Annotated in this window: 24 protein-coding genes; 12 read left to right on the top strand and 12 right to left on the bottom strand. The window is 40.0% G+C overall.

Going from position 1 to position 20,523, the window contains the following annotated elements; all coding sequences use genetic code 11:
• Positions 1–23 precede the first annotated feature (23 nt).
• Positions 24–638, top strand: coding sequence for a TetR/AcrR family transcriptional regulator (locus MHH56_RS17305; RefSeq protein ID WP_339202761.1), 615 nt, complete (start codon positions 24–26; stop codon positions 636–638).
• Between the two features lie 49 nt (positions 639–687).
• Here MHH56_RS17305 and MHH56_RS17300 read toward each other — a convergent pair whose 3' ends face one another.
• A complete protein-coding gene (locus tag MHH56_RS17300; RefSeq protein ID WP_339202760.1) occupies positions 688–1,602 on the bottom strand; it encodes a sugar phosphate isomerase/epimerase in 915 nt (304 codons plus the stop codon).
• Between the two features lie 77 nt (positions 1,603–1,679).
• Positions 1,680–2,027 (bottom strand): EamA family transporter, encoded by a 348-nt coding sequence (locus tag MHH56_RS17295; RefSeq protein WP_339202759.1) that lies wholly within the window; start codon positions 2,025–2,027, stop codon positions 1,680–1,682.
• 381 nt (positions 2,028–2,408) lie between these two features.
• Here MHH56_RS17295 and MHH56_RS17290 point away from each other — a divergent pair, with 381 nt between their 5' ends.
• From MHH56_RS17290 to MHH56_RS17280, 3 genes are all read left to right on the top strand, one after another.
• A complete protein-coding gene (locus tag MHH56_RS17290; RefSeq protein ID WP_339202758.1) occupies positions 2,409–2,609 on the top strand; it encodes a copper ion binding protein in 201 nt (66 codons plus the stop codon).
• 24 nt (positions 2,610–2,633) lie between these two features.
• Positions 2,634–5,063, top strand: a complete 2,430-nt coding sequence (locus MHH56_RS17285) for a heavy metal translocating P-type ATPase (protein ID WP_339202756.1) — start codon at positions 2,634–2,636, stop codon at positions 5,061–5,063.
• Positions 5,064–5,225: 162 nt separating this feature from the next.
• Positions 5,226–5,909 carry a hypothetical protein gene (locus MHH56_RS17280; protein ID WP_339202755.1) on the top strand — a complete coding sequence of 228 codons (684 nt, stop codon included), beginning with the start codon at positions 5,226–5,228 and terminating at the stop codon, positions 5,907–5,909.
• A gap of 230 nt (positions 5,910–6,139) precedes the next feature.
• On the opposite strand, the gene MHH56_RS17275 is transcribed toward MHH56_RS17280, so the two are convergent.
• A complete protein-coding gene (locus MHH56_RS17275) occupies positions 6,140–6,532 on the bottom strand; it encodes a helix-turn-helix domain-containing protein (protein ID WP_339202754.1) in 393 nt (130 codons plus the stop codon).
• A 114-nt stretch (positions 6,533–6,646) separates the two neighbouring features.
• Between MHH56_RS17275 and MHH56_RS17270 the strand changes: the two genes are divergently transcribed.
• Positions 6,647–7,666: an NAD(P)-dependent alcohol dehydrogenase gene (locus MHH56_RS17270; RefSeq protein ID WP_339202752.1), complete on the top strand. Its 1,020-nt coding sequence runs from the start codon at positions 6,647–6,649 to the stop codon at positions 7,664–7,666.
• Positions 7,667–7,835: 169 nt separating this feature from the next.
• Here MHH56_RS17270 and MHH56_RS17265 read toward each other — a convergent pair whose 3' ends face one another.
• Positions 7,836–7,952, bottom strand: a complete 117-nt coding sequence (locus MHH56_RS17265) for a sporulation protein YjcZ (protein WP_082360697.1) — start codon at positions 7,950–7,952, stop codon at positions 7,836–7,838.
• Between the two features lie 548 nt (positions 7,953–8,500).
• On the opposite strand from MHH56_RS17265, the gene MHH56_RS17260 reads away from it, so the two are divergent.
• The 3 genes from MHH56_RS17260 to MHH56_RS17250 all read left to right on the top strand — a co-directional run bounded on the left by MHH56_RS17260 (position 8,501) and on the right by MHH56_RS17250 (position 10,511).
• Positions 8,501–9,508 carry a zinc-binding alcohol dehydrogenase gene (locus tag MHH56_RS17260; protein ID WP_339202751.1) on the top strand — a complete coding sequence of 336 codons (1,008 nt, stop codon included), beginning with the start codon at positions 8,501–8,503 and terminating at the stop codon, positions 9,506–9,508.
• Between the two features lie 88 nt (positions 9,509–9,596).
• On the top strand, positions 9,597–9,977 hold the full coding sequence (locus MHH56_RS17255; RefSeq protein WP_339202750.1) for an AraC family ligand binding domain-containing protein: 381 nt from the start codon (positions 9,597–9,599) through the stop codon (positions 9,975–9,977).
• 132 nt (positions 9,978–10,109) lie between these two features.
• Positions 10,110–10,511: an AraC family transcriptional regulator gene (locus tag MHH56_RS17250; RefSeq protein ID WP_339202749.1), complete on the top strand. Its 402-nt coding sequence runs from the start codon at positions 10,110–10,112 to the stop codon at positions 10,509–10,511.
• 73 nt (positions 10,512–10,584) lie between these two features.
• Here MHH56_RS17250 and MHH56_RS17245 read toward each other — a convergent pair whose 3' ends face one another.
• The 3 genes from MHH56_RS17245 to MHH56_RS17235 form a co-directional block, all read right to left on the bottom strand.
• Complete coding sequence (locus MHH56_RS17245; protein ID WP_339202747.1) at positions 10,585–11,853, bottom strand: alkaline phosphatase; 1,269 nt, start codon at positions 11,851–11,853, stop codon at positions 10,585–10,587.
• 110 nt (positions 11,854–11,963) lie between these two features.
• On the bottom strand, positions 11,964–13,121 hold the full coding sequence (nagA, locus tag MHH56_RS17240) for an N-acetylglucosamine-6-phosphate deacetylase (RefSeq protein ID WP_339202746.1): 1,158 nt from the start codon (positions 13,119–13,121) through the stop codon (positions 11,964–11,966).
• Positions 13,114–13,884: a DeoR/GlpR family DNA-binding transcription regulator gene (locus tag MHH56_RS17235; RefSeq protein ID WP_339202744.1), complete on the bottom strand. Its 771-nt coding sequence runs from the start codon at positions 13,882–13,884 to the stop codon at positions 13,114–13,116. The genes nagA and MHH56_RS17235 overlap by 8 nt, the downstream gene beginning before the upstream one ends.
• Positions 13,885–14,200: 316 nt before the next feature.
• Between MHH56_RS17235 and MHH56_RS17230 the strand changes: the two genes are divergently transcribed.
• From MHH56_RS17230 to MHH56_RS17220, 3 genes are all read left to right on the top strand, one after another.
• The gene (locus tag MHH56_RS17230) at positions 14,201–14,377 is read left to right on the top strand and encodes a hypothetical protein (protein WP_339202743.1); all 177 of its coding nucleotides are present in this window, start codon (positions 14,201–14,203) and stop codon (positions 14,375–14,377) included.
• A gap of 386 nt (positions 14,378–14,763) precedes the next feature.
• Positions 14,764–15,360: a histidine kinase dimerization/phospho-acceptor domain-containing protein gene (locus MHH56_RS17225; protein WP_339202742.1), complete on the top strand. Its 597-nt coding sequence runs from the start codon at positions 14,764–14,766 to the stop codon at positions 15,358–15,360.
• A gap of 17 nt (positions 15,361–15,377) precedes the next feature.
• Complete coding sequence (locus MHH56_RS17220) at positions 15,378–15,893, top strand: ATP-binding protein (protein WP_339202740.1); 516 nt, start codon at positions 15,378–15,380, stop codon at positions 15,891–15,893.
• Positions 15,894–15,946: 53 nt separating this feature from the next.
• Here the strand turns inward: MHH56_RS17220 and MHH56_RS17215 are convergent, their stop codons facing one another.
• From MHH56_RS17215 to MHH56_RS17205, 3 genes are all read right to left on the bottom strand, one after another.
• Positions 15,947–17,812, bottom strand: a complete 1,866-nt coding sequence (locus tag MHH56_RS17215; protein ID WP_339202738.1) for a glycosyl hydrolase family 18 protein — start codon at positions 17,810–17,812, stop codon at positions 15,947–15,949.
• Positions 17,813–18,047: 235 nt separating this feature from the next.
• Entirely contained in the window at positions 18,048–18,326 is a 279-nt protein-coding gene (locus tag MHH56_RS17210; RefSeq protein ID WP_076265783.1) for a YxcD family protein, read from the bottom strand.
• Positions 18,327–18,328: 2 nt separating this feature from the next.
• Positions 18,329–18,745: a hypothetical protein gene (locus MHH56_RS17205; protein ID WP_076265784.1), complete on the bottom strand. Its 417-nt coding sequence runs from the start codon at positions 18,743–18,745 to the stop codon at positions 18,329–18,331.
• A 156-nt stretch (positions 18,746–18,901) separates the two neighbouring features.
• Between MHH56_RS17205 and MHH56_RS17200 the strand changes: the two genes are divergently transcribed.
• The gene (locus tag MHH56_RS17200; protein ID WP_339202736.1) at positions 18,902–19,480 is read left to right on the top strand and encodes a DUF309 domain-containing protein; all 579 of its coding nucleotides are present in this window, start codon (positions 18,902–18,904) and stop codon (positions 19,478–19,480) included.
• 24 nt (positions 19,481–19,504) lie between these two features.
• Here the strand turns inward: MHH56_RS17200 and MHH56_RS17195 are convergent, their stop codons facing one another.
• Complete coding sequence (locus MHH56_RS17195) at positions 19,505–20,071, bottom strand: carbonic anhydrase (protein ID WP_339202734.1); 567 nt, start codon at positions 20,069–20,071, stop codon at positions 19,505–19,507.
• Complete coding sequence (locus tag MHH56_RS17190) at positions 20,068–20,397, bottom strand: iron-sulfur cluster biosynthesis family protein (RefSeq protein WP_076265787.1); 330 nt, start codon at positions 20,395–20,397, stop codon at positions 20,068–20,070. Before MHH56_RS17190 ends, MHH56_RS17195 begins: the two co-directional genes overlap by 4 nt.
• Positions 20,398–20,523 lie beyond the last annotated feature (126 nt).

Here is a 20,523-nt window from a genome sequence, read left to right as displayed (position 1 = left end):
TGAATGAACGAGGGGCTGAGCAAATGACAAAAGTGTACAATACCTTAGATGTACGTGGTGTCCGCACCCGCACATTTCTCAAAGAAGCGCTGTTATCACTGATGGCTGTCAAAAGCTATAACCAAATAAAAATTAAAGAAGTAACAGAAATAGCGGGTGTAAACCGCGTAACCTACTATGATCATTTCTCAACGAAAGATGAGCTCCTTATGGAGCTTATTGAAGACGTGCTAACTGAATACGCCGATATTATTGAAGGCGTTACAGAATTACCAGCGTCAAAGCGACCGTCCATTGAATATATGAAGACGATCAGGCTTTCCGTTGGTCATATAAAAAAACATTCTGATTTCTATAGCATCATGCTGCTTGGAAATGGCGTTCTTAACTTCTCGGATCGACTTCATGATCAAATGTTTGAATCTTTGCTTCAATTAATACGCCGGATGGGGCAGCAGAATCCGGAGATTGAATCGGACCTGCTTGTGAACTGGATTGTTGGAGGGGCTATAGGAATATATAAATACTGGCTGCAAAATGGGATGCGGCAAACCGAGGAAGAAATTTCACGGCAGATGCTGAAAATAACGATGGCTTCTAGTCAGGTTTTCAATTTGCGTACATATGTCATTCCTTAAGGCAATTAAAAAGCTGCCTCTAATTAGTATGGCAGCTAATAGGTGAATCTTATTTATTTAGAATGCTATCTACCCATAAGTAACAGCTTTCTAATTGTTGTTCGCTAATACGATCAGACCTGTGCTCGAACATGATCCTTACTTTATTATTTTCTTCTCTAATAATGTTCAAATAATCTTCTATCGGTGCCCATCCCTCATCGGGACTGAGTTCGGGGAGTGCCGGATGATGTCTATTTTGAATGGTATCGGTAATTTGCATGTTTGACAAATGAATCGAAGCAGTATATTTCGTATACTTTCTAAATATTTTTCTTGCATCTAGCGAAGGATCTATACTCTCTTGATGAAATAGTCTTGCCGTATCCAGGCACAGCTTAATTTTCGGGTACTTTAAAAGCAAATTTTCCAAGAAATCCGTATCATAGATATACTTATTTAGTGCATCAAACTCCAGTAATGGGGTGAAATGATATTGCTCGCTTTTTTCCGTAAGCCAGTTGAAAAGGTATTCGCTTTTTTCAACAAATTGCTCAAAACAATAATTGCTTTCTAAAATGTATTCCGTGCTATTCGTAAATTTCCATGTATCCCAGTTGACGTTGTCATCCAATAGGACTGGTTTAGGATAATGGAACAAAATATAATCAAGTGGGGCTGTTGCTAAATAATTCAGCTCTTCTTCAATATTGTTGAATGCATCAGTTCTAATCTTATCATCTAATGATAAAACTAATGCATCTCTTAGTTTTGACGCATTAGCTCGCATAGGAAAATGCACTCCGATATGAAACCCTCTTTTTTTTGCTTCTTCAACAAGCTTTAAATAATCTTCATGGGTATGGAACAAACATGCTTCAATCCCATAAAAACTATCTCTAAAATCCTTTTCATATTTACGGTCATCAAATCCTCCGTATTGCCCGATCATAAATTGTTTGATGAAAATCTCCTCCTCTTCCATAGACGTCATTACAATTCGACAGAAAACCCCATTTTCCTGTTATGGAAGTCATAAATTTTTCTTTTTTATGGAAGTGGCTACTTTTGTTTAACGAGGAACAACCCAATAACGATAATCACTAAGCCAACCCAGTTTTTCCAATTGGGGAATTCTTTTAGAAACAAGTACCCCATAATTAACGAAATTAATATTTCCAAACACTTAGCGGCTACTAAAGTAAAGCTAAGATTCCCGGAAGATTTGAGACCATACTTTACACCATAACCAATAGATAAATTAGCCATTAAAAAGAAGGGTAACATTAGCAATTGAAACTTTAAAGTTGACCAAAATTGGGGTTCAATATGTTTCCCTTGATAAGAAAAAATATAATTAACTACAAACAATCCTCCAAATAAAAGCCCAAAGCTATACAGGTAAGTCATAAGAACCTCCAACTATTGTTTTTAAATTCGTTTGTTTCTTTATGAATTGCATGTAAAAAATCTTTGATCACTATCGTCGATTAATGTTTCCTGAAGCCAACTTTTTTATCCATGACAAAGAATTAATCTGACAGAATACTTGAAAAATCGAGCTGAAATCGAAAGGGATAAACTATATGCATTTTGTGCAAATTTCTCTGTTTCAGATGGAGTAAGCAAATGGTCAATGACACAATATAGAATGAAAATAGATAAAATGATTGACATAATATACAGTAGGGGGGTATAGTGCGTTTATGAGAAAGAGCAGTAAACTTCTTAAACATTGTATTTTCAATACGAAGATAAAAATAAATGATTCACATAAAGGAGATATGAACAATGAAAAATGTAACATTACATGTTGAAGGAATGTCTTGCAATCACTGTGTTAATTCCATTGAAGGAGCATTAAACACGATAGGTGCACAAGGAAAAGTGGATCTGGCGAGTGAATCGGTTCAAGTTGAGTTCGACGAAAGTAAGCTAACACTTGAAACGATCAAGGAAACCATAGAAGAACAAGGATATGAAGTTCATTAATCGAGAAAAAAAGAGGTGATCATCATGGAAGCGACTAGCTCAGATACGAAGCAAACTTCCCTGCAAATTATTGGAATGACTTGTGCAGCTTGCGCGAATAGGATTGAGAAAGGATTAAATAAGCTTGAAGGTGTTTCGGAAGCGAATGTAAATTTTGCAATGGAACGTGCTACCGTTATTTATGATCCAAGCAAAACAAACATTGCAAATATGGAACAAAGCATACAGAAGCTTGGGTACAGCACGGCTAAGGAAAGCGTTGATTTGCAGCTAGTTGGGATGACTTGCGCAGCTTGTGCACTTAAAATCGAGAAAGCTTTAAATAAACTGCCTGGTATCACGAATGCTACCGTTAATTTCGCAATAGAAACTGCTCATGTAGAATTCAATCCTTCAGATGTAACTTTGTCAGATATGCAAAAACGAGTCGAGAAACTCGGGTACAAAGCAGTGCCAAAACAAGAGGTTGGCGATCCGGCAGAGCATCGTCAAAAAGAAATTAAACAACAAAAGCGCAAGCTTCTCATATCTGCCATCTTGTCGCTGCCGCTGCTTTGGTCCATGGTGACTCATTTTTCATTTACATCATGGATTTGGATGCCTGAAATTTTTATGAATCCTTGGTTTCAGCTTGCACTTGCAACTCCGGTTCAATTTTATGTCGGAAAACATTTTTATGTTGGAGCCTACAAAGCACTTCGCAACAAAAGTGCCAATATGGATGTTCTGGTAGCTCTAGGTACGTCAGCTGCTTACTTTTATAGCCTATATCTGACAATAGATTGGGCAACGATGTCTGGAAATATGCACCACAGTCCATCCATGTATTATGAAACAAGCGCAGTTTTAATTACACTCGTTATTCTCGGTAAATTATTTGAAGGTTTGGCGAAAGGGCGTACTTCTGAAGCAATCAAGACACTAATGGGATTACAAGCCAAGACGGCGTTAGTCGTTCGTGATGGTCAAGAGCTAACGATTCCTGTCGAGGAAGTGCTTACTGGAGACGTTGTGCTGGTAAAACCGGGTGAGAAGGTTCCGGTGGATGGTGAAGTCATCGAAGGTACATCAGCGGTGGATGAGTCCATGCTGACTGGTGAAAGCATTCCAGTGGATAAAAAAATTGGCGACCATGTAATCGGAGCGACGATTAACAAAAATGGTCGGTTGAAAGTGAAAGCAACAAAGGTCGGCAAAGAAACGGCTTTAGCACAAATTATTAAAGTTGTAGAAGAAGCGCAGGGTTCAAAAGCACCAATTCAGCGTGTTGCTGATGTTATCTCAGGTATCTTTGTACCGATTGTTGTTGGAATCGCACTTGCAGCTTTTGTTGTATGGTACTTCTGGATAAGTCCTGGCGATTTCGCTAATGCATTAGAGATTGCGATCGCGATACTTGTCATCGCTTGTCCGTGTGCTCTCGGTCTTGCAACACCTACGTCGATTATGGCAGGTTCTGGTCGTGCTGCAGAGCTCGGAGTTCTCTTTAAAGGCGGCGAGCATCTCGAATCAACGCATAAAATTGATGCAATTATTTTGGATAAAACAGGAACGGTGACCAAAGGCAAACCCGAATTAACGGATGTATTTGTGGAGACGATGGATGAATATGCTTTCTTGCGTCTCGTCGGCGCTGCTGAGAAAAACTCAGAGCATCCGCTTGCGGAAGCAATTGTATCCGGCATATTGGCTAAAGACATTGAGCTTCCAAACGCTGATGAATTTGAAGCGATTCCTGGGTATGGCATTCGGGCAATTGTGGATGGCAAAGAGATATTAGCCGGTACTCGGAAGCTGATGGGGAAATATAGTATTCAAGCGGAGCATGCTTTTGAACAAATGTCTATCCTAGAGCAAGCAGGAAAAACAACGATGCTGTTCGCGATTGATGGCCAATATGCAGGCATGGTAGCCGTTGCTGACACCATTAAGGAGACTTCGAAAGAAGCCGTTTCTCGTTTGAAGCAAATGGGGATTCAAGTCGTTATGATTACTGGTGACAATGAACGTACTGCCCAAGCTATCGCGCGGCAAGTTGGCATTGATCATGTGCTGGCAGAAGTACTTCCAGAAGGTAAAGCTGAAGAAGTGAAGAAATTGCAAGCACAAGGCAAAAAAGTAGCGATGGTTGGTGATGGGATAAATGATGCACCGGCCTTAGCAATGGCGGACATTGGAATGGCTATTGGTACAGGTACAGATGTTGCGATGGAGGCTGCTGATATTACACTAATGCGCGGTGATCTGAATAGCATCCCAGATGCCATCTTTATGAGTCGTAAAACGATGGGCAATATTAGACAAAATCTATTTTGGGCGCTGGCTTACAACTCGTTGGGTATTCCTATTGCAGCAATCGGATTGTTAGCCCCATGGGTCGCTGGTGCGGCTATGGCACTTAGCTCCGTATCCGTTGTGCTAAATGCACTTCGTTTGCAGCGGATGAAAGTATAACTAGCTAAAAATTCGATATTAATCAATGGATCTTTAATATAAAATTGGTTCTTAAAAAAGGTCGCCATCGGCAACCTTTTTTTTGTATCTATGTTTTTACTCTAATGATGGGAATGATTCAATCGGATTCGTGAAATCATATGGGCAGAAGGAGGGGGCATAGTGGATAAGAAAGTGATCGTTTCAGCGATAACAAAATCAAAAGGCAGGAAAAGCCTTTACCATTTTACGCGAGAAAGGAACTTGTCTGCGATCGTACAACATAATGCACTTTGGTCGAGCAAACATCTTTATCCATTCCATATCGGCGAGCGGCGATCAGAGGTCAAAGAAGTTAAATATTTCAAACATACGGTTGTCATTAATGCGCATCTAAGGATTGTTGAGAGTATGATGGATGCGAATTGTACACATGAACAATTTCGGGCTTATCTCGATCAACATGTGTTCTTTTGGCCCACATTAAAGGATTGTCGCAAAATGTTGGATACATACAAAGGAAGAGAACCGGATGAAGCATTTGTTATTTTACAGTTCGAAGCATTTCCAATATTGATGGATCATTATTCGGCCGTTAAATTGTCCAAATACGATTCGGGGAGTTCACCAAGATTTCCAAAGAGCTGCAAGTATAAGAAAAGTTTAGAGATGTTTCTTTCATTAGATGAATTCCAGAAAAAACGGAATAACACTGTTCCTGTGAAAGCTTCTGAAATACATGAGTTGCTGTTCAAAGACCGAGTTATTAATCTTAATCAATATATACAAGTCATTTATGCTGATCATGATAATGGATTACCTGAGAACTGGAGAAAACTTGTGAAGCCGTTGGAAAGTTTCTCTTAGAGTTTATGATACTTCAATTACATATGAGGTCATTTCTTTTATTTTTGCTTGTTTGGAGGCGCTGCTAAACACATACATAGTACAAAAAGCATAACTTTTGTCGTTCTCAAGTTTTATAACTCCATTCATTGCTGCCGTGTTTCCGTGTGTGACGATATTTGTAATTTGTAATTCGATGGTCTTGCAAATACATGAACACTAACGCTCAGTTGGTGTTTTTTTGTTTTGTATTATTCCTTTTCGTTAGCTTGATCAAATGATGATCTAGCCAATTCAACAAGAGAATAATTTGTTCTTGTCCACTGCTTCAAGGCACTCAGTGGCTCGAGCAAAGACTCGCCCAACTTGGTGAGCGAATACTCAACGATTGGTGGAACAGCCGGAGTCATATCTCGCTGAACCAAACCGTCACGTTCCAATTGCCGCAAGGTTTGCGTTAGCATTTTTTTTGAAATTCCATCAATCCGTCTGCTAATTTCTCCGTATCGAATAATACCGTCTTCCAATGCATAAATGACCAATGCTGACCATTTGTTTGCAATGATTTCAAGTACTTTGCTGTAAGAGCATTCAGATATTGAAATGTCGGGTTGAACGGTTTTATGTGAGGATGATGTTTTCATTTATGGCCCTCCTTATGCACTTTTTGGTTCATTGGAAACCTTAAAGTGCCTTCTTACTTTATTTTAGTTTGTATATTATTGTATGTCTATATTATCCATAAAGGAGAGAATATTATGAAAGTATACGAAATTAACGGTGAATTTGGAATTGATCGATTGAAGGCATCCGACCGCCCAATACCAGTGCCCCGTTCAAATGAAGTTGTTATCAAAATGCATGCGGTTTCTTTAAACGCTAGAGATTTGGGCGTTATCAATGGGTTTTATAACCCCAATTTAAATACGCCATTAATTCCAGTATCTGATGGTGTAGGTGAAGTTGTGTCCCTGGGAGAAAACTCAAACAAATTCAAAATTGGGGATAGAGTAAGTGGAATTTTTACTCAAAGCTGGATTACTGGTGAGCCGACACAACAAAACTGGGTAAGTACACTAGGCAGTCCGTTGAATGGACTGCTCGCGGAATTTGTTGTGCTGCCAGAAGAAGGGTTAGTTCATGTACCTGATCGATTGACGGATATAGAAGCGGCAACCCTGCCTTGTGCAGGCGTGACAGCATGGCATGCTCTCATTGAGGAAGGCAAGATTAAAGCGGGTGATACCGTTGTCGTACAGGGGACAGGTGGCGTCTCCTTGTTCGCACTTCAATTCGCAAAACTGTATGGAGCAACTGTTATTGTAACATCAAGCAGTGACGAGAAGCTTAATAGAGCGAAGGAAATTGGGGCGGATTTTGGCATTAACTATAAGCAAACACCCGAATGGGATAAGGCTGTACTTGCACTGACGGAGGGACGTGGAGCAGACCATATCGTTGATCTCGGCGGATCAGCTACGTTAAATAGATCGATCTCAGCACTCCGTGTAGGTGGACATATCAGCATGATCGGCGGTCTATCGGGGTTTCGTGTAGAAGGATTTGACATTATCCCTGCAATTGTTAGAAAAGCGCGTCTTCAAGCGATCAACGTAGGCAGCCGGGTCATGTTTGAAGCGATGAATTTTGCTATTGAACATAGCGAGCTACATCCCATAGTTGATTCAGTGTATCCATTTGAACATGCAGTAGATGCGCTTCAGTACTTGACGAAGGGGTCATACTTTGGGAAAGTTGTTATTTCATTTAAACATTAATGCCATTATTTTTAAGTAAACATGATTCTTATTATACAATCTCATATCCTACATTTCCCCTTTCGATGAGGGGAAAAACACAAAAAGCCCATACAATGGGCTTTTTGTGTTCATGCTATTTAAGAAAATATTCACTGTCTGAATAGATGGAAGGCATTAAGCATTCTGATTAGTAGCCACAGCCGCCGCCAAAGATGCCGCAACTACAAGCTATAATCACCAACAAAATGAACAGAACCAGGATAATACCAACATTGTGATTAGCACCACCAACAAATCCACCCATCAAACATTCACCTCCAATGTTTAAAGTACACTGTAGTTTATGTGCGTATGGTACGGTATGATTGGACGTTTGTTCTGTAAGGATATTTGCCCAATAAGCTGTTTGTAAGAAAAGAGAAAGCCCATGGCATGGACTTTCTCCTTTTTACTATGAGATGTTATAGGTTAAATGAGCATACACTGTGGCAGGTGTTGTTATGGTTTTATTCATATGACAGAACAGGGTTTGTTATCTAGACAGTTTTTGTTCTAAGCGCGGTCACGGCAGTGAGTAGCGATAATAACCAACAAAATGAACAGAACTAGAATAAAACCGATATTTCCCATCAAACATTCACCCCCTGTGTTTTGACTACACTATAAATTATGTATTGATAGAGCGAAGTGATTGGATGGTTGTACTGGAATGATAATAGCCTTATAGAATACAACCATAGCAGCTCATATTATTTTCGGTGTTTTAGATAAAAAATCGTTTAAGCGAGCAAAGACATCGACATCACAAAGTCTTATATTAATAGTGAAAGCATTTACAGAGGAGTGATTTCGATGGAAAATCCAAAAGTCATGTTCGTGAGCCCCTTACAAGTTGAGACGGTTAAAGAGAATTACACTCTAAAAAAATTGAATGAAAAAGAAATATTTGTGCAATTGATATATTCCCTCATTAGCCCAGGAACTGAACTAGCAATGTTAACGGGTAAAGAAGAATGGGCTAAGCTTCCGCTATGTCCGGGATATGCAAGCGTAAGCAAAGTAATGGAGACAGGTGAGGGCGTTAAAGATTTGAAGCCAGGAGATATCGTGTTTCATTATGGACAGCATAGCAAATATCAAGTTGTTAACACGAATGAGCTATGTATTCAAGTTCCTGAAAATCTGGATTTAAAATGGGTGCCATTTACCCGTATGGCTACGGTTGCCTTCACATCGATACGTGTATCTGAAATTGAAATTGGTGACTTTGTAAGTGTGACTGGGCTTGGATTAGTCGGTAATTTGGCTGCTCAGCTTGCTAGGCTTCAGGGAGCTACGGTTATTGGGGTCGATTTATCAAAAGAAAGAATTCGGACTGCCGAGGCTTGCAGCGTGGATTACACGATTGATGGTGGAGTAGAAGATACAAAGCAACGGATATCAATGTTAACCAAGGGTGCTGGTGTATCCACACATATTGAGGCAACTGGCGTACCTGCTGTCGGAGTTGACAGTCTGAAGTGGATTGCTAAGCTTGGTGAAATTATTTTCTTGGGTAGTCCTCGCGGAGAGTACAACACAGATGTTACTGATATTTTAAACTATTGTCATCTTTATGGCCGAGGCTGTATTACGTTTAAGGGCGCGCATGAGTGGCGTTATCCGGTTGAACCTAATGAATTTGTTAAACACTCTTTAGTTAGAAATTCAAAGATTGTATTTGAGCTTATGAAACAAAATAGGCTTCAGATCGAACCATTAATTAGTCATGTGATTAAGCCGGAGCAAGCACAAGAAGCGTACGAGGGACTAAGAGTCAATAAAGATCAGTATAATGGTGTATTATTTGACTGGTCTTAAGCGGATAACGGATGAATGATCTATTCTAGCGGATTAACAGATTTAATTATGAGTAATTTTAATATGCTTCATTTATAATGGGAGGAGGATGGAAAGAAGCGTTACGATAGCAGAGGTGAAGGTAATGGATGAGACTTGGATGAACAGCATATCGCCTTTCGTAAGGGCGGTGAGAATGATGACGACTTCATCCTTAGCCGGTGAATGGATGGATCACGATCATGTGTTTACCTATATCGAACAAGGTGAAGCTGAGTTTTTCTTGAGCGGTGTTAAATATGTTGCTCAAGAAGGCGATGTGCTGTTGATGCATCCTTTTATGCCTCACATTATTCGATCGATCTCTGATCAACCATTAATTCAATATATTTTTCATTTTGATCTATATTATGATGAGGAAAGAAGTTTATTGGATTTCACAACAGCTTCCAAAATTCATAATACTTACATTGTGGATAAGGAAATGTAGTTAACATCCATTATTCCCATTTCACACATACAGTTGGCAGACAGAATAGAGCTGAAAAAGAAGTTTTTGCAGCTTCACAAACATTTTCAGGAGAAAAGAGTTGGATATTTTTTATTAACTAAATCAATCTGCTTGGAGCTGTTATATTTATTTTTAAAAAACCAAACGGATCGCAATGAAGGGAAATTGACTAAAGGCTGGGCATTCATTGAAAGAGCAATCCATTACATCCATGACAGCTATCAAGATCATGATTTAAATAATGTTTCTATAAGTAAATATGTCGGGGTGTCTACGAATCATTTGTCTCATTTGTTTAAGCAGCAGCTTGGGATATCCATTCATAAATATGTAACGCATATTAGAATTGAGCATGCAAAATTACTTATCATGGAAGGGAAGTATACCGTGACAGAAATTTCTGAAAATGTTGGTTACTCCAGCATATATTTATTTAGTCGTTCATTTAAAGCCGCTGTAGGCATAACGCCCAGTGGCTTTGCGGGTGCTCAAACTAAAGTCATTCAATTGTGAGAAATGCCGCCAGTGATCTGGCGGCATTTCTGATTTGTGTTGTATTCCATTGTTATGGTGAGCCAATTCGTTGTTATTTTTTAATTTTAAGTCCTAAAGCTTGCATGAGTTTATGAAATACATCTGTATTTTCGTAGATTCCAGTAAACAGCTCAGCATTTGGACCCATAGCTGTAATCGGAATATCTACGGCAGTATGGCCTGATGTTGTCCAATCCACAACAAAATTAAATTTGCTGTTAGCAACGGCGAAAGGACCATCTTCTTTGGAAATTCCATCGCCGGACTCATCATCGGCATTCACTTCTTCGATGGAGAAACCGCCAGTTTCATGATCGGCTAATACGAGGACAAGTGTATTCGGGTTTTTCTTGGCAAAATCTTTGGCGACTTGAACGGATTTATCCAATTCTTGACCGGCTTTGATCGTCATTTTGGCATTGTTTTGGTGAGCAAACTCATCCGTTCCTTCTTCCTCAACCATTAGGAAAAAGCCTTTATTATTTGTAGCGAGCGTATCTATCGCTTTTTTAGTCATCTCTGCTAGAGACACAACTGGGTTATAAATATCGCCTTCGCCTTCAGGCTTTTGTTGGAACATTTCTTCATTAGCGAATAGACCAAGCAGCTTGCCTTTTTTCACTTTTTGCATTTCTGTTTTGCTTGTAACATAATTGTACCCTAATTGTTTTGCTTTATTTACGAGATTACCTTGTGTTCCTTTGCTTTTTTCAGAAGGATCTTCGATCGGCTCATCTGGGAATTTACCAGGCTCTCCAGCTGGATACCAGAAATCTTCGCCTCCACCGAGAATGACGTCAACTTTGCTTTGTGTCAATAGCTGCAAAGCGATCTCACTTTGTTTAGAACGTTCATCAACATGTGCGCCGAAAGCAGCTCCCGTAGCGTCTGTTACTTGACTTGTTGTTACAATTCCAGTTGATTTTCCAGATTCCTTGGCGTATTCCATGATCGTTTTTATTTTTACTTTATTGGCATCCATTCCAATTGCACCATTGTACGTTTTCACACCGCTGGCATATGCCGTAGCTGATGCAGCTGAATCGGTTACAGGAACAGTAGAGCTCGTGTGCAGCAAACCTACGTAAGGCATCGAATCCATAGCGAGGTTGCCTTTTAAGCCGACGGTAGCAAGGCGGATAGCATCACGTTGAGCCGTTCCCATCCCATCGCCAATAAACAAAATGACATTTTTCGTTTTTGTAGTAGCTGCTTCAACTTGATTAGGCGATTGTGTACTGATCATGCTCGTAATCAGAAGGGCAGTAGCTGCTGTACCTACAATCGCGGCCTTAATTCCGTTCTTTTTAACAAGTTTCATAAATTCCCTCCTAAAGTAAGTTTACTATTTTATAGTAGTGTAATTACATTAAGAGAGTGTTTTCTTCATTTCTTGTTATTGTAAAAGATGATTTCTCAACCACCGCACATTCAAATAACATTACCTTTAATCATGGTCCATTCTACTTGGAAATGTTCATTCATCAAAACAAGATCGGCATCTAATCCTGTTTTGATTGTACCTGTCATATGATCCATACCTAATATTCGAGCAGGAGTCGTTGAGGCCATTTGAATAGCGTCGAGCATGGAAATACCGGTTTCGGTCGTGAAGCGGAGTGCTTCATTCATTGTAACTACACTAGAGGCTAATGTTCCATCCGCAAGCTGCGCAAAGCCATTGGTTACTGTTACTTGATGGCCGCCAAAGAGATAGCTGCCATCTCCTAAACCCATGGCTTGTAATGCATCTGTGATCAGTACCATGTTTTCGGGTCCTTTAATGCGATGCATCAAACGAACTATAGCAGGATGGAGGTGGACTCCATCAACTATGGCTTGAATACTCACATGATCTGCTTCAAAAGCAGCAGCGACGAGCCCAGGATCTCGATGATGAATCGGCCGCATGCCATTAAAGCAATGTGTAACATGGCTAGCTCCAGCATCAAATGCTAACTTAGCTTCCTCATACGTTGCATCAGAATGTGCGACAGCAATGATAACTTCCATTTCTTTCAAATAAGAGAGAAGTTCCATTCCACCGGGTAATTCTGGGGCAATCGTTACCATTTTAATAAGTCCAACTGCTTCTTCGAAAATTTGCTTCATCTCACCAAGATGCGGATGACGTAAATACTTTTCATTTTGCATCCCTTTACGCTTCGGATTCAGATAAGGTCCCTCTAAATGAAGTCCAGCAATTTTGGCGCCGACCTCAAATCCAACTACTCGTTTAACACTACGAACCATAGCTAATAATTCATCCATTGTTGAGCTTACTGATGTAGCAAGAAACGAGGTGCAGCCGGTTGCAGCACAAGCCCGAGAAACCTCTTGAATACTCGCTTCGCTTCCATCCATCATATCGAACCCGTTAGCTCCATGTATATGCACATCGATCATGCCGGGGATTAACCATTGCCCGTTCCCATCTATAAGCTCATATTCCTCCTCTGGAAGAGGCGAAAGGGGAGTATGATTATTTTCTATTTTTTCGATAATTCCATTTCTAATCCAGACGGTACTAGCTGGCAAAATAGCATCAGGCTGAACGATTTGAACGTTATGCACTATTTTATTATTCATCTTTATTTTCCTCCTCGAGTTTGTTGTTCATCTCAGAGCAAATAACTGTTATATTTTTCTGATCAAGTATTTCTTCTATTTCACTAGGCACTTCTTGATCGGTAATTAAAATATCAATATAGTCAAAATCTAAACGATAAACCGACTTGTTTTTAAACTTCGTAAAATCAGCTACAGCGATAACCTGGTCTGATCTGCGTGCCATCTCTTTTTTGATATGAGCATCCTCTTCAAACGGGTAGTAGAGCCCATCTGATTGAATCGCAGCGGCGCCAATAAACACTTTATCAGCTCTCATTTCACGAAGCTTTTCAATTACGGAGGGACCATACAGCAAGCGGTTCTTTACGTGTAAATAACCTCCGAGTACATAAACTTGCAAATCATCTCGATCAGAGAGAATTCTTACGATGTCTATGGACTGAGTAATAGCTGTAATATTTTTCGCGGAGATTTGTTCGGCCACAGCCTGAACAGTTGTAGAAACGTCTAATATGACCGTCTCATGATCATGAATGAGCTTTGCTGCCACCAATCCAATTTTGATTTTGCTATCTGTCTCATCAATTAGCCGTTCCTGATAGGAAGCAAGCTCCTTCTGTAATTGAGGAGAGGCTACTCCACCATGTGTTCGATTGACTACACCTTCTTGCACTAATTTAACGATATCTCTTCGAGCTGTATCCCTTGATACACCGAGATGGGTGCAAATATCCATGACACTCATCGTTTGATGTTCTTTTAAATATTCGAGTATTTTCAATAATCTCTGCTCTTGATAGATGATGAACACCTCCTTGTAAGTAAGTTTATCGTATTTTTTAAGTAAATGAAAGTATTATTTAAGTATTTAGAAGTAAGTTATAAGTAAGTTAAAGTAATTTGTAGGATGTTAGGATTGAGAAAAGGAAGGTCAGTGTCGGTGGGGGAACCTTGTTCACGATCGTTCAAGAGCTGATTTCAACATGGATTCATTTTTATTCCACGATATCGTCGGAAATGGGCTTATGAGAACATTGAAACGCTAAATGTTATCAAAAGGGAATTAATGGGGTATACGTCCACAAGGAGTGAAATAAATGAACACTAAGGAACAGATTGATGAGGCAAGAATAACGCTTATTGGCAGATTGTTTACGTTAGGTGGATCTGTTCTTTTCTTTATAGGTTCACTGATTGTAGCTATTATTGGATACGAAGCCTACGTAAATTTACTTACTCCTCAAAATAAATTGAACAATCTAAGGCGTACATAATTTAAAGCCTGAGTTCGTATTTATGGCAGCAAAAACAAAGCGAATAAGCAGAGAACTTAAGCTTTGGTTCCCAATATCTTAAACTCGCTCATGTCTAATGACATGGGATTTTTATTTTGTTGGTTTCTTCCAAAAATTACATGATTATTTTCTATTTTTTATGATATTATACTGGTGACAAGATCGTTTAAAAGAATGTTGAAAATATAGCAAAAAGGAGAGGGAATTGATATCTAGATATGATAAATCAATTATTAATTCATCTAATTATCATATGTTTTCCGATCTTTATCCAACAATTTTTTTATTCTCGAAATAAATTAATTAATAGAATTTCTTATCAAGTTCTAAATGGATTTGTGTTTGGAGCATCCTCTATCCTTTGTATGGCTTATCCTGTTTATGTGATGGGCAACTTTCATGGCGATTTAAGAAGTATTCCTTTAATTGTTCTGATCATTTATAGCTACGAGTACATTTTACCTGGCATTATTGCCCTAGCTGCTGCCATCATATACTGCTTGTGTATGGGAGGAGATGATGTCTTCCTTTCTACAGCAACATTGTTGCTAAGTGTGGGGCCGTGTTTCTTTTTTTTAAAGTCGTTGCGTAAAAAACAAGCTGCCAGACGCATGCTGATTTGTATGAACTTATCGATTTATTCCGTTATTGTGTTCATTTTATCTTTTTTTGTCTATCTCGAGATTAACTCCTACACAAACGAGATTCATTCAGACTGTATTTTTATCATTTCGATTTTAGCTGCAGCATCATTTATTGGAATGGGTGTCTCTATATTACTGAAAGAGCATTTTATCGAAACGGCATATTTGAAAAATGAGCTGGAGCGTAGTGAAAAATTGAAGATCGTAAGTCAAATTGCTGCTTCTGTTGCTCACGAGGTGCGAAATCCTCTGACGGTAGTGAAAGGATTTTTACAGTTGTTGAAGGAATCTGTAGATGACAAAAAAAGGATTACTTGAATATTGCTTTATCTGAATTGGATAGAGCAGAGTATATTATTTCTGATTATTTGAATCTTGCTAAGCCGCAAGCAGATCAGCTGGAAGTAATCGAGATTTCCGGATTTCTGGTACATACATTGGAAATTATGAATTCTTATGGGTTAATTCAAAATGTGCAAATCCACTTAAACTGTAATCAAACGGATCTTTATATAAGGGCAGACAAACCGAAGCTGACTCAAGTGATATTAAATCTAATTAAAAATGGGGTAGAAGCGATCCCAGATAAAGGCGAAGTGACTGTCAATGCCTATTATTATAAAGAAGAAATTTGTATAGAAATTATTGATACTGGAAAGGGTATATCCAGAGAGGAATTAGAGCAGTTAGGTACCGTTTTTTTTACGACAAAGGAAACGGGGACAGGCTTAGGCATTTTGGTAACCTTTCGGATAGTCGAAGCATTAAAGGGTAAAATTGCTTTTCATAGCGAGCTCGGAATGGGGACGAAGGTATTGCTGAAATTCCCTGCCGTAGATCAATTGAAATAAGTCTATAAATGAAGAATAGCCCCATTCTCCATAGGAGAATGGGGCTATTCATGTTATTTATTGCGAAGCATCATTGTCCACAAATCAGAGTTTTCATAACCGAGGCGCCAAGCTGCAACGCCAGCCAAATCGTAAGTTTTGGCTATATCGATACGAGCTTTGACCGTGTTTTCGGTTTCAGCCCAGAATAAATAGGTGAAGCCGTCTTTGGTATACTTATATTTCATCTGTCCAGATTCCGGGTCCATCTCACCTTGAGCGTTCGTATCTGCAATAAGCTTAGGAATTTCCTTCATGAAGATAGCGCGGTTGCTGACTAGCTTATTCGTGCTGTCAAGCTTCCATTCTCGTACGTAAAAAGGAATGCCTAGCATAAGCTTGTTACGCGGAATGCCATAGCTCAAAAATTGCTTAACGCCTTCTTCAACCCAGTTGAGGCCAGCAACAGAACCAGGCACCTCGCTTCCTTTCCAATGCTCATCATAAGCCATAATGATAATCGTATCGACGACTGCTGATAGAGCGGTATGGTCGTAAGCGGTTCTATCATTCCAGCTTAAGCTGCCGCGTGGCAAATCGATAGATATTTGCATACCTTTGTCATGCACGGCTTTAGAAAGTGCTGTAACAAAGACGGTATAGGCAGCCCGATCCGTTCCAGCGACCTCTTCGAAATCAAGATTGATGCCTGCAACACCGAGCTGAGTAAGCTTCGCTACAAGCGCCTTAATGAATGTTTGCTGGGCGGTGTTGTTCTTTAAAAATTCCGTCGTCATTTTTTTGTTAAATTGATTATGAACGAGCGGCATTACTTTAATTCCTTGTTCTTTGAAAGTGTCTACGACTACTTGATCTGAAGTGTCGATCATTGATCCATCCGCAGCGGAGAGCTCAAACCAAGTAGGGGAGTCAATCGACAATCCTTGCGTATTAGCGACATGGCTGATAATCGTTGCACTTGTAGCACTGCCATTCCATCCCATATAAACTAGGCTTTTGGTATTGCTGAAAATTTTACGGCCTTCGCTCGTTTGAACGGTACTGTTCGCAAAACCCTTCGCATACGCAATTGCACCGGTCTTTGTATTAAAGGCTCTTAATTTCTTGTAGCCTTGATAAACGGCTAAATAAGGAATACCGGACCAGTATACTTTCTCATTAAAGGTAACTTCTGCATTTGGTGTTTTTTTCGCAAGCTGTACAGCCCCATCTAAGCTAATAGAAGAGCCGACCACGGCACCATTTTGTTTTACTAAATAAGCAGGAACATTCGAATGAACGATCATACTCGTTGCTGTATTTAATACCTGACTGCCAGAAATGGAGTATGAGGCATTCATAGCATCGAGAAGGTAGGAGTAAAGCGGTAACTCTTCTACAGGTGCCCCATCCACAGTAATCTGATAGACGGGTGCAGCAGCGCGCTGTGCTTTAGTTTGTGCAGCTGTCTGGTTTCCCCAAACCCATTTGTTCGTTGTTAAGTCTATTACATGGGCATTTCCCCATTTTTTGGCTTCCTGCTTAGCGGCAGCAAGTGTAAGGAAGGACCAATTGTCACGAGTGTTGTCGCCTTGATAAAGCTTGAACTTGGAATAGGATTGATAACTCCAGCCAATATTTTCAAGATCACGGATATGTACGTTAGTTAGGTTTTTAGCAACAGATAATGCTTGATTGTAAGTGCTAAACTCCCATTTCGGGAGAGTTTGACCGTTCTGATAAACCTTGTAACGAGGGAAGTTATCCCATACCCAAGCACGATCGGCAATTTTCTCGACATGACTGTAACCGAATTTCCCAGCATAGGAAATCGCTTGGCCCTCCGTAGTGAACTCACGGAGCACTTGGTCATTTTGATAAACACGGAATTTTGTCATTTGATTTGCTGCAGCATCTGCAATGCCTGCCGTTGCTGTCATGATTGTTTGGCAAAAGAAAAGCAAAAGCAGCGCTGTACTCATTTTTTTTCTCATAGATTTGTCATATACACTCCTCTCTAGTCTAATGATTAGACGCAGGGAGGACGAGGATGTTGCTGGAAATCTATTAATATTTCTCTAGTAATTATTGGTAGAGCATTTTTTGGCACAAAAAAAAGCATCCGCTAGCTGCTTATCCGTAAGATAATGCAAGCTATTGGATGCTTTTTTTAAGCTAATCGGAAATGTCTGCCCAAAATTCTTCATCTGCATCCAACGTAATGTTGGAGCGGAAAACGCGCCGATTATATTGTGTGAACATATATTGCTCGATAGCCTCGAGGATATTCGCTTCAATGATGTACTGGCTGCGGCCCTTCACCCAAACCTCGGCCGTATACCCATACTCTTCTTCCCATGAGAGCTGCACTTCCACATCGGTAGGGTTAACTCCCCGTCGTTCAGACATATGAAGGCAGATAGCGTTTATAATCTCATCTGTATAGATGCGCACGATTAGTAGGGTCTCCGTTGATCTGGCGGGTTACGCTTGCTGCGCAGATATACGAATGCTACACGTATGAGCATGATGATGGCGAAAATAGCCATTAAATTAATCATTAGACCAAGAATATTACCGAATGCGCCCATGCCCGCGAACAAACCGCCGAACATCAAGCCTGCCAAACCGCCAATCATTAGGCCTTTCATCAAGCCGCCGCCGCTAAAAAATCCAGGTTTTGTAGCGCCAGTAGTTGCTCCAGCTTTCTTGCCTGGATTCGATTGATTAACGTTATCCGATTTCTTAGGGTTTTGCGTAACGCTTTGTTTCGGAGATTTCATTCCGCCTCGTGGTTTTGCATCGGCATACTGTCCGAAACCTAGTGTGATGAATAGTGTGAGTGCCAGCATGACCATGAATCCCTTTTTCATCTGTGTTTTCTCCTCCTGATATCTTTAATACATTCTTTACAAACATAGATAATATACGGCTAATAGACATGATGGTTTCATTTATTTCTATAGGATTGGTTTAAATGTATGAAAGTATAAGCGACATATGCTAATATTTTTATTATTAATGAAACGATGAATTCGATTGGAACAAGTCATTTGGAGGTTTTTATGATTTCTTTTCCGAAAGCGTATATTGCTTATTTAGTGGAGTTCCATGCATCCAGAGATTATTTCGAATGTCACGAGCTTCTGGAGGAGTACTGGAAAGAGAATCCCGGTGATCGATTTGCAGAAACTTGGGTTGGACTTATACAGCTGGCTGTTGGCCTCTATCACGAGCGCAGAGGCAATGTTCGCGGCGCAGTCAAAATGCTAACGCAAGCAGATCGCAGATTGTCTGCAGCCCCGCTTAATGAGCTTGGTTTAGGTAAGAATAGCTTGCAGATGCAATTAAGTGCAAGATTGGCTTATTTGCAGGCAGAGGACGAAACTCCCTATACAGATTTTAATTTGCAAATTGTAAACGAAGACGTCGTTTTATTGTGCAAGCAGATGTGTGATCAAAGAGGATTGATTTGGGGAACTACGAGCCCATTAGATGATGAAGCAATCATTCACAGGCATTCAAAAAGAGACAGATCTGATGTGATAGCAGCTAGGCTTGCAGCTTATGAAGCAAAAAAACGGGAACGTAGCGGTATGATAGATTAACCGCTGTGTTCCCGTTTTGTTTGATTACGATTGAGATGTTGCAGCGTCTACAAGCTCTAGTTCACCAGTTTCGGAATCAATAATCAATCCATGAACTAAAATATTGGCAGGCAGCAGGGGGTGATTGCGGATGATGCTTACACTGTTTAGAACACTGTCTCTGACGTTGTCGAAGCCAGTCAGCCAGCGCATCAGATTAAGGCCTGAATGCTTTAAGGTTGTAATCGTCTCATTTGAAACTCCACGCTCTTCCATATGCTGAATGATGAGTTCAGGGTTGAGACCAGTCATTCCGCAATTGCTATGCCCGATGACAAATACTTCGTCGGCTTGCAGCTCATATAATGCGACAAGGACACTACGCATAATATTGCCAAAAGGCTGTGTCACGATAGCACCAGCGTTTTTAATGATTTTGGCATCGCCATTTTTGAGATTCATAGCTTTCGGTAGCATTTCTGTCAGCCTTGTATCCATACAAGTAACGATGACCATTCTTTTGTTTGGATATTTGCTCGTGGAATATTTCTCGTATTTCCGGTTCTCAACAAATTCTTTATTGTAATTTAAAATTTCATCAATTTTGTTCATGCTGCTCCTCCGCTTAGAAAACGAAGGTTTACTGTATAGATTTGGCTGTCGCTCTTGAGGCTAAAGCTGCTTCGTTCCTCATTGTAATCAACACGCAGCTGGGGTTCATAATATATTTCATGGCGAGGTTCATAATAGAAGGGCAAAGGATCGCCTTGTGCGAGTTTGTCGTCCACCGTGGGCTCACTAATCAACTGAAGGGCAGGAACGCCGCTAACGACACAACCGCATCCTTCTGTATCATGAAGCAGTTTTAATTGGTTTTTCCCCTCTTTTAAATAAGGAGTTAACCGATCAGTAGCTGCTTTGGAAAAAATGATATGCATATGGTTTCCTCTCTTTCTATCTCTTGCACTGGATGTCTTGCAGGTTTAAGATGATTATAAGGATTGGAATAAGTAAGATCAAGTAAAGATCCCATGAATCATAATCAATGTAAAAACGAAGCAGGA

This window comes from Paenibacillus sp. FSL K6-3182 (assembly GCF_037976325.1).
Lineage (GTDB): Bacteria > Bacillota > Bacilli > Paenibacillales > Paenibacillaceae > Pristimantibacillus.
The sequence above is the reverse complement of the archived record's forward strand: the minus strand, read 5'-3'. Positions and strand labels throughout refer to the sequence as shown.

Coding starts and splice junctions, on each gene's coding strand:
- MHH56_RS17255 (WP_339202750.1), top strand. CDS start 9,597: ATGGAAAGAAGCGTTACGATAGCAGAGGTGAAGGTAATGGATGAGACT.
- nagA (WP_339202746.1), bottom strand. CDS start 13,121: ATGAATAATAAAATAGTGCATAACGTTCAAATCGTTCAGCCTGATGCT.
- MHH56_RS17205 (WP_076265784.1), bottom strand. CDS start 18,745: ATGAAAAAGGGATTCATGGTCATGCTGGCACTCACACTATTCATCACA.
- MHH56_RS17305 (WP_339202761.1), top strand. CDS start 24: ATGACAAAAGTGTACAATACCTTAGATGTACGTGGTGTCCGCACCCGC.
- MHH56_RS17275 (WP_339202754.1), bottom strand. CDS start 6,532: ATGAAAACATCATCCTCACATAAAACCGTTCAACCCGACATTTCAATA.
- MHH56_RS17300 (WP_339202760.1), bottom strand. CDS start 1,602: ATGGAAGAGGAGGAGATTTTCATCAAACAATTTATGATCGGGCAATAC.
- MHH56_RS17215 (WP_339202738.1), bottom strand. CDS start 17,812: ATGACAGCAACGGCAGGCATTGCAGATGCTGCAGCAAATCAAATGACA.
- MHH56_RS17245 (WP_339202747.1), bottom strand. CDS start 11,853: ATGAAACTTGTTAAAAAGAACGGAATTAAGGCCGCGATTGTAGGTACA.
- MHH56_RS17260 (WP_339202751.1), top strand. CDS start 8,501: ATGGAAAATCCAAAAGTCATGTTCGTGAGCCCCTTACAAGTTGAGACG.
- MHH56_RS17290 (WP_339202758.1), top strand. CDS start 2,409: ATGAAAAATGTAACATTACATGTTGAAGGAATGTCTTGCAATCACTGT.
- MHH56_RS17270 (WP_339202752.1), top strand. CDS start 6,647: ATGAAAGTATACGAAATTAACGGTGAATTTGGAATTGATCGATTGAAG.
- MHH56_RS17195 (WP_339202734.1), bottom strand. CDS start 20,071: ATGAACAAAATTGATGAAATTTTAAATTACAATAAAGAATTTGTTGAG.
- MHH56_RS17265 (WP_082360697.1), bottom strand. CDS start 7,952: ATGGGTGGATTTGTTGGTGGTGCTAATCACAATGTTGGTATTATCCTG.
- MHH56_RS17200 (WP_339202736.1), top strand. CDS start 18,902: ATGAATTCGATTGGAACAAGTCATTTGGAGGTTTTTATGATTTCTTTT.
- MHH56_RS17225 (WP_339202742.1), top strand. CDS start 14,764: ATGGCTTATCCTGTTTATGTGATGGGCAACTTTCATGGCGATTTAAGA.
- MHH56_RS17230 (WP_339202743.1), top strand. CDS start 14,201: ATGAACACTAAGGAACAGATTGATGAGGCAAGAATAACGCTTATTGGC.
- MHH56_RS17190 (WP_076265787.1), bottom strand. CDS start 20,397: ATGCATATCATTTTTTCCAAAGCAGCTACTGATCGGTTAACTCCTTAT.
- MHH56_RS17285 (WP_339202756.1), top strand. CDS start 2,634: ATGGAAGCGACTAGCTCAGATACGAAGCAAACTTCCCTGCAAATTATT.
- MHH56_RS17295 (WP_339202759.1), bottom strand. CDS start 2,027: ATGACTTACCTGTATAGCTTTGGGCTTTTATTTGGAGGATTGTTTGTA.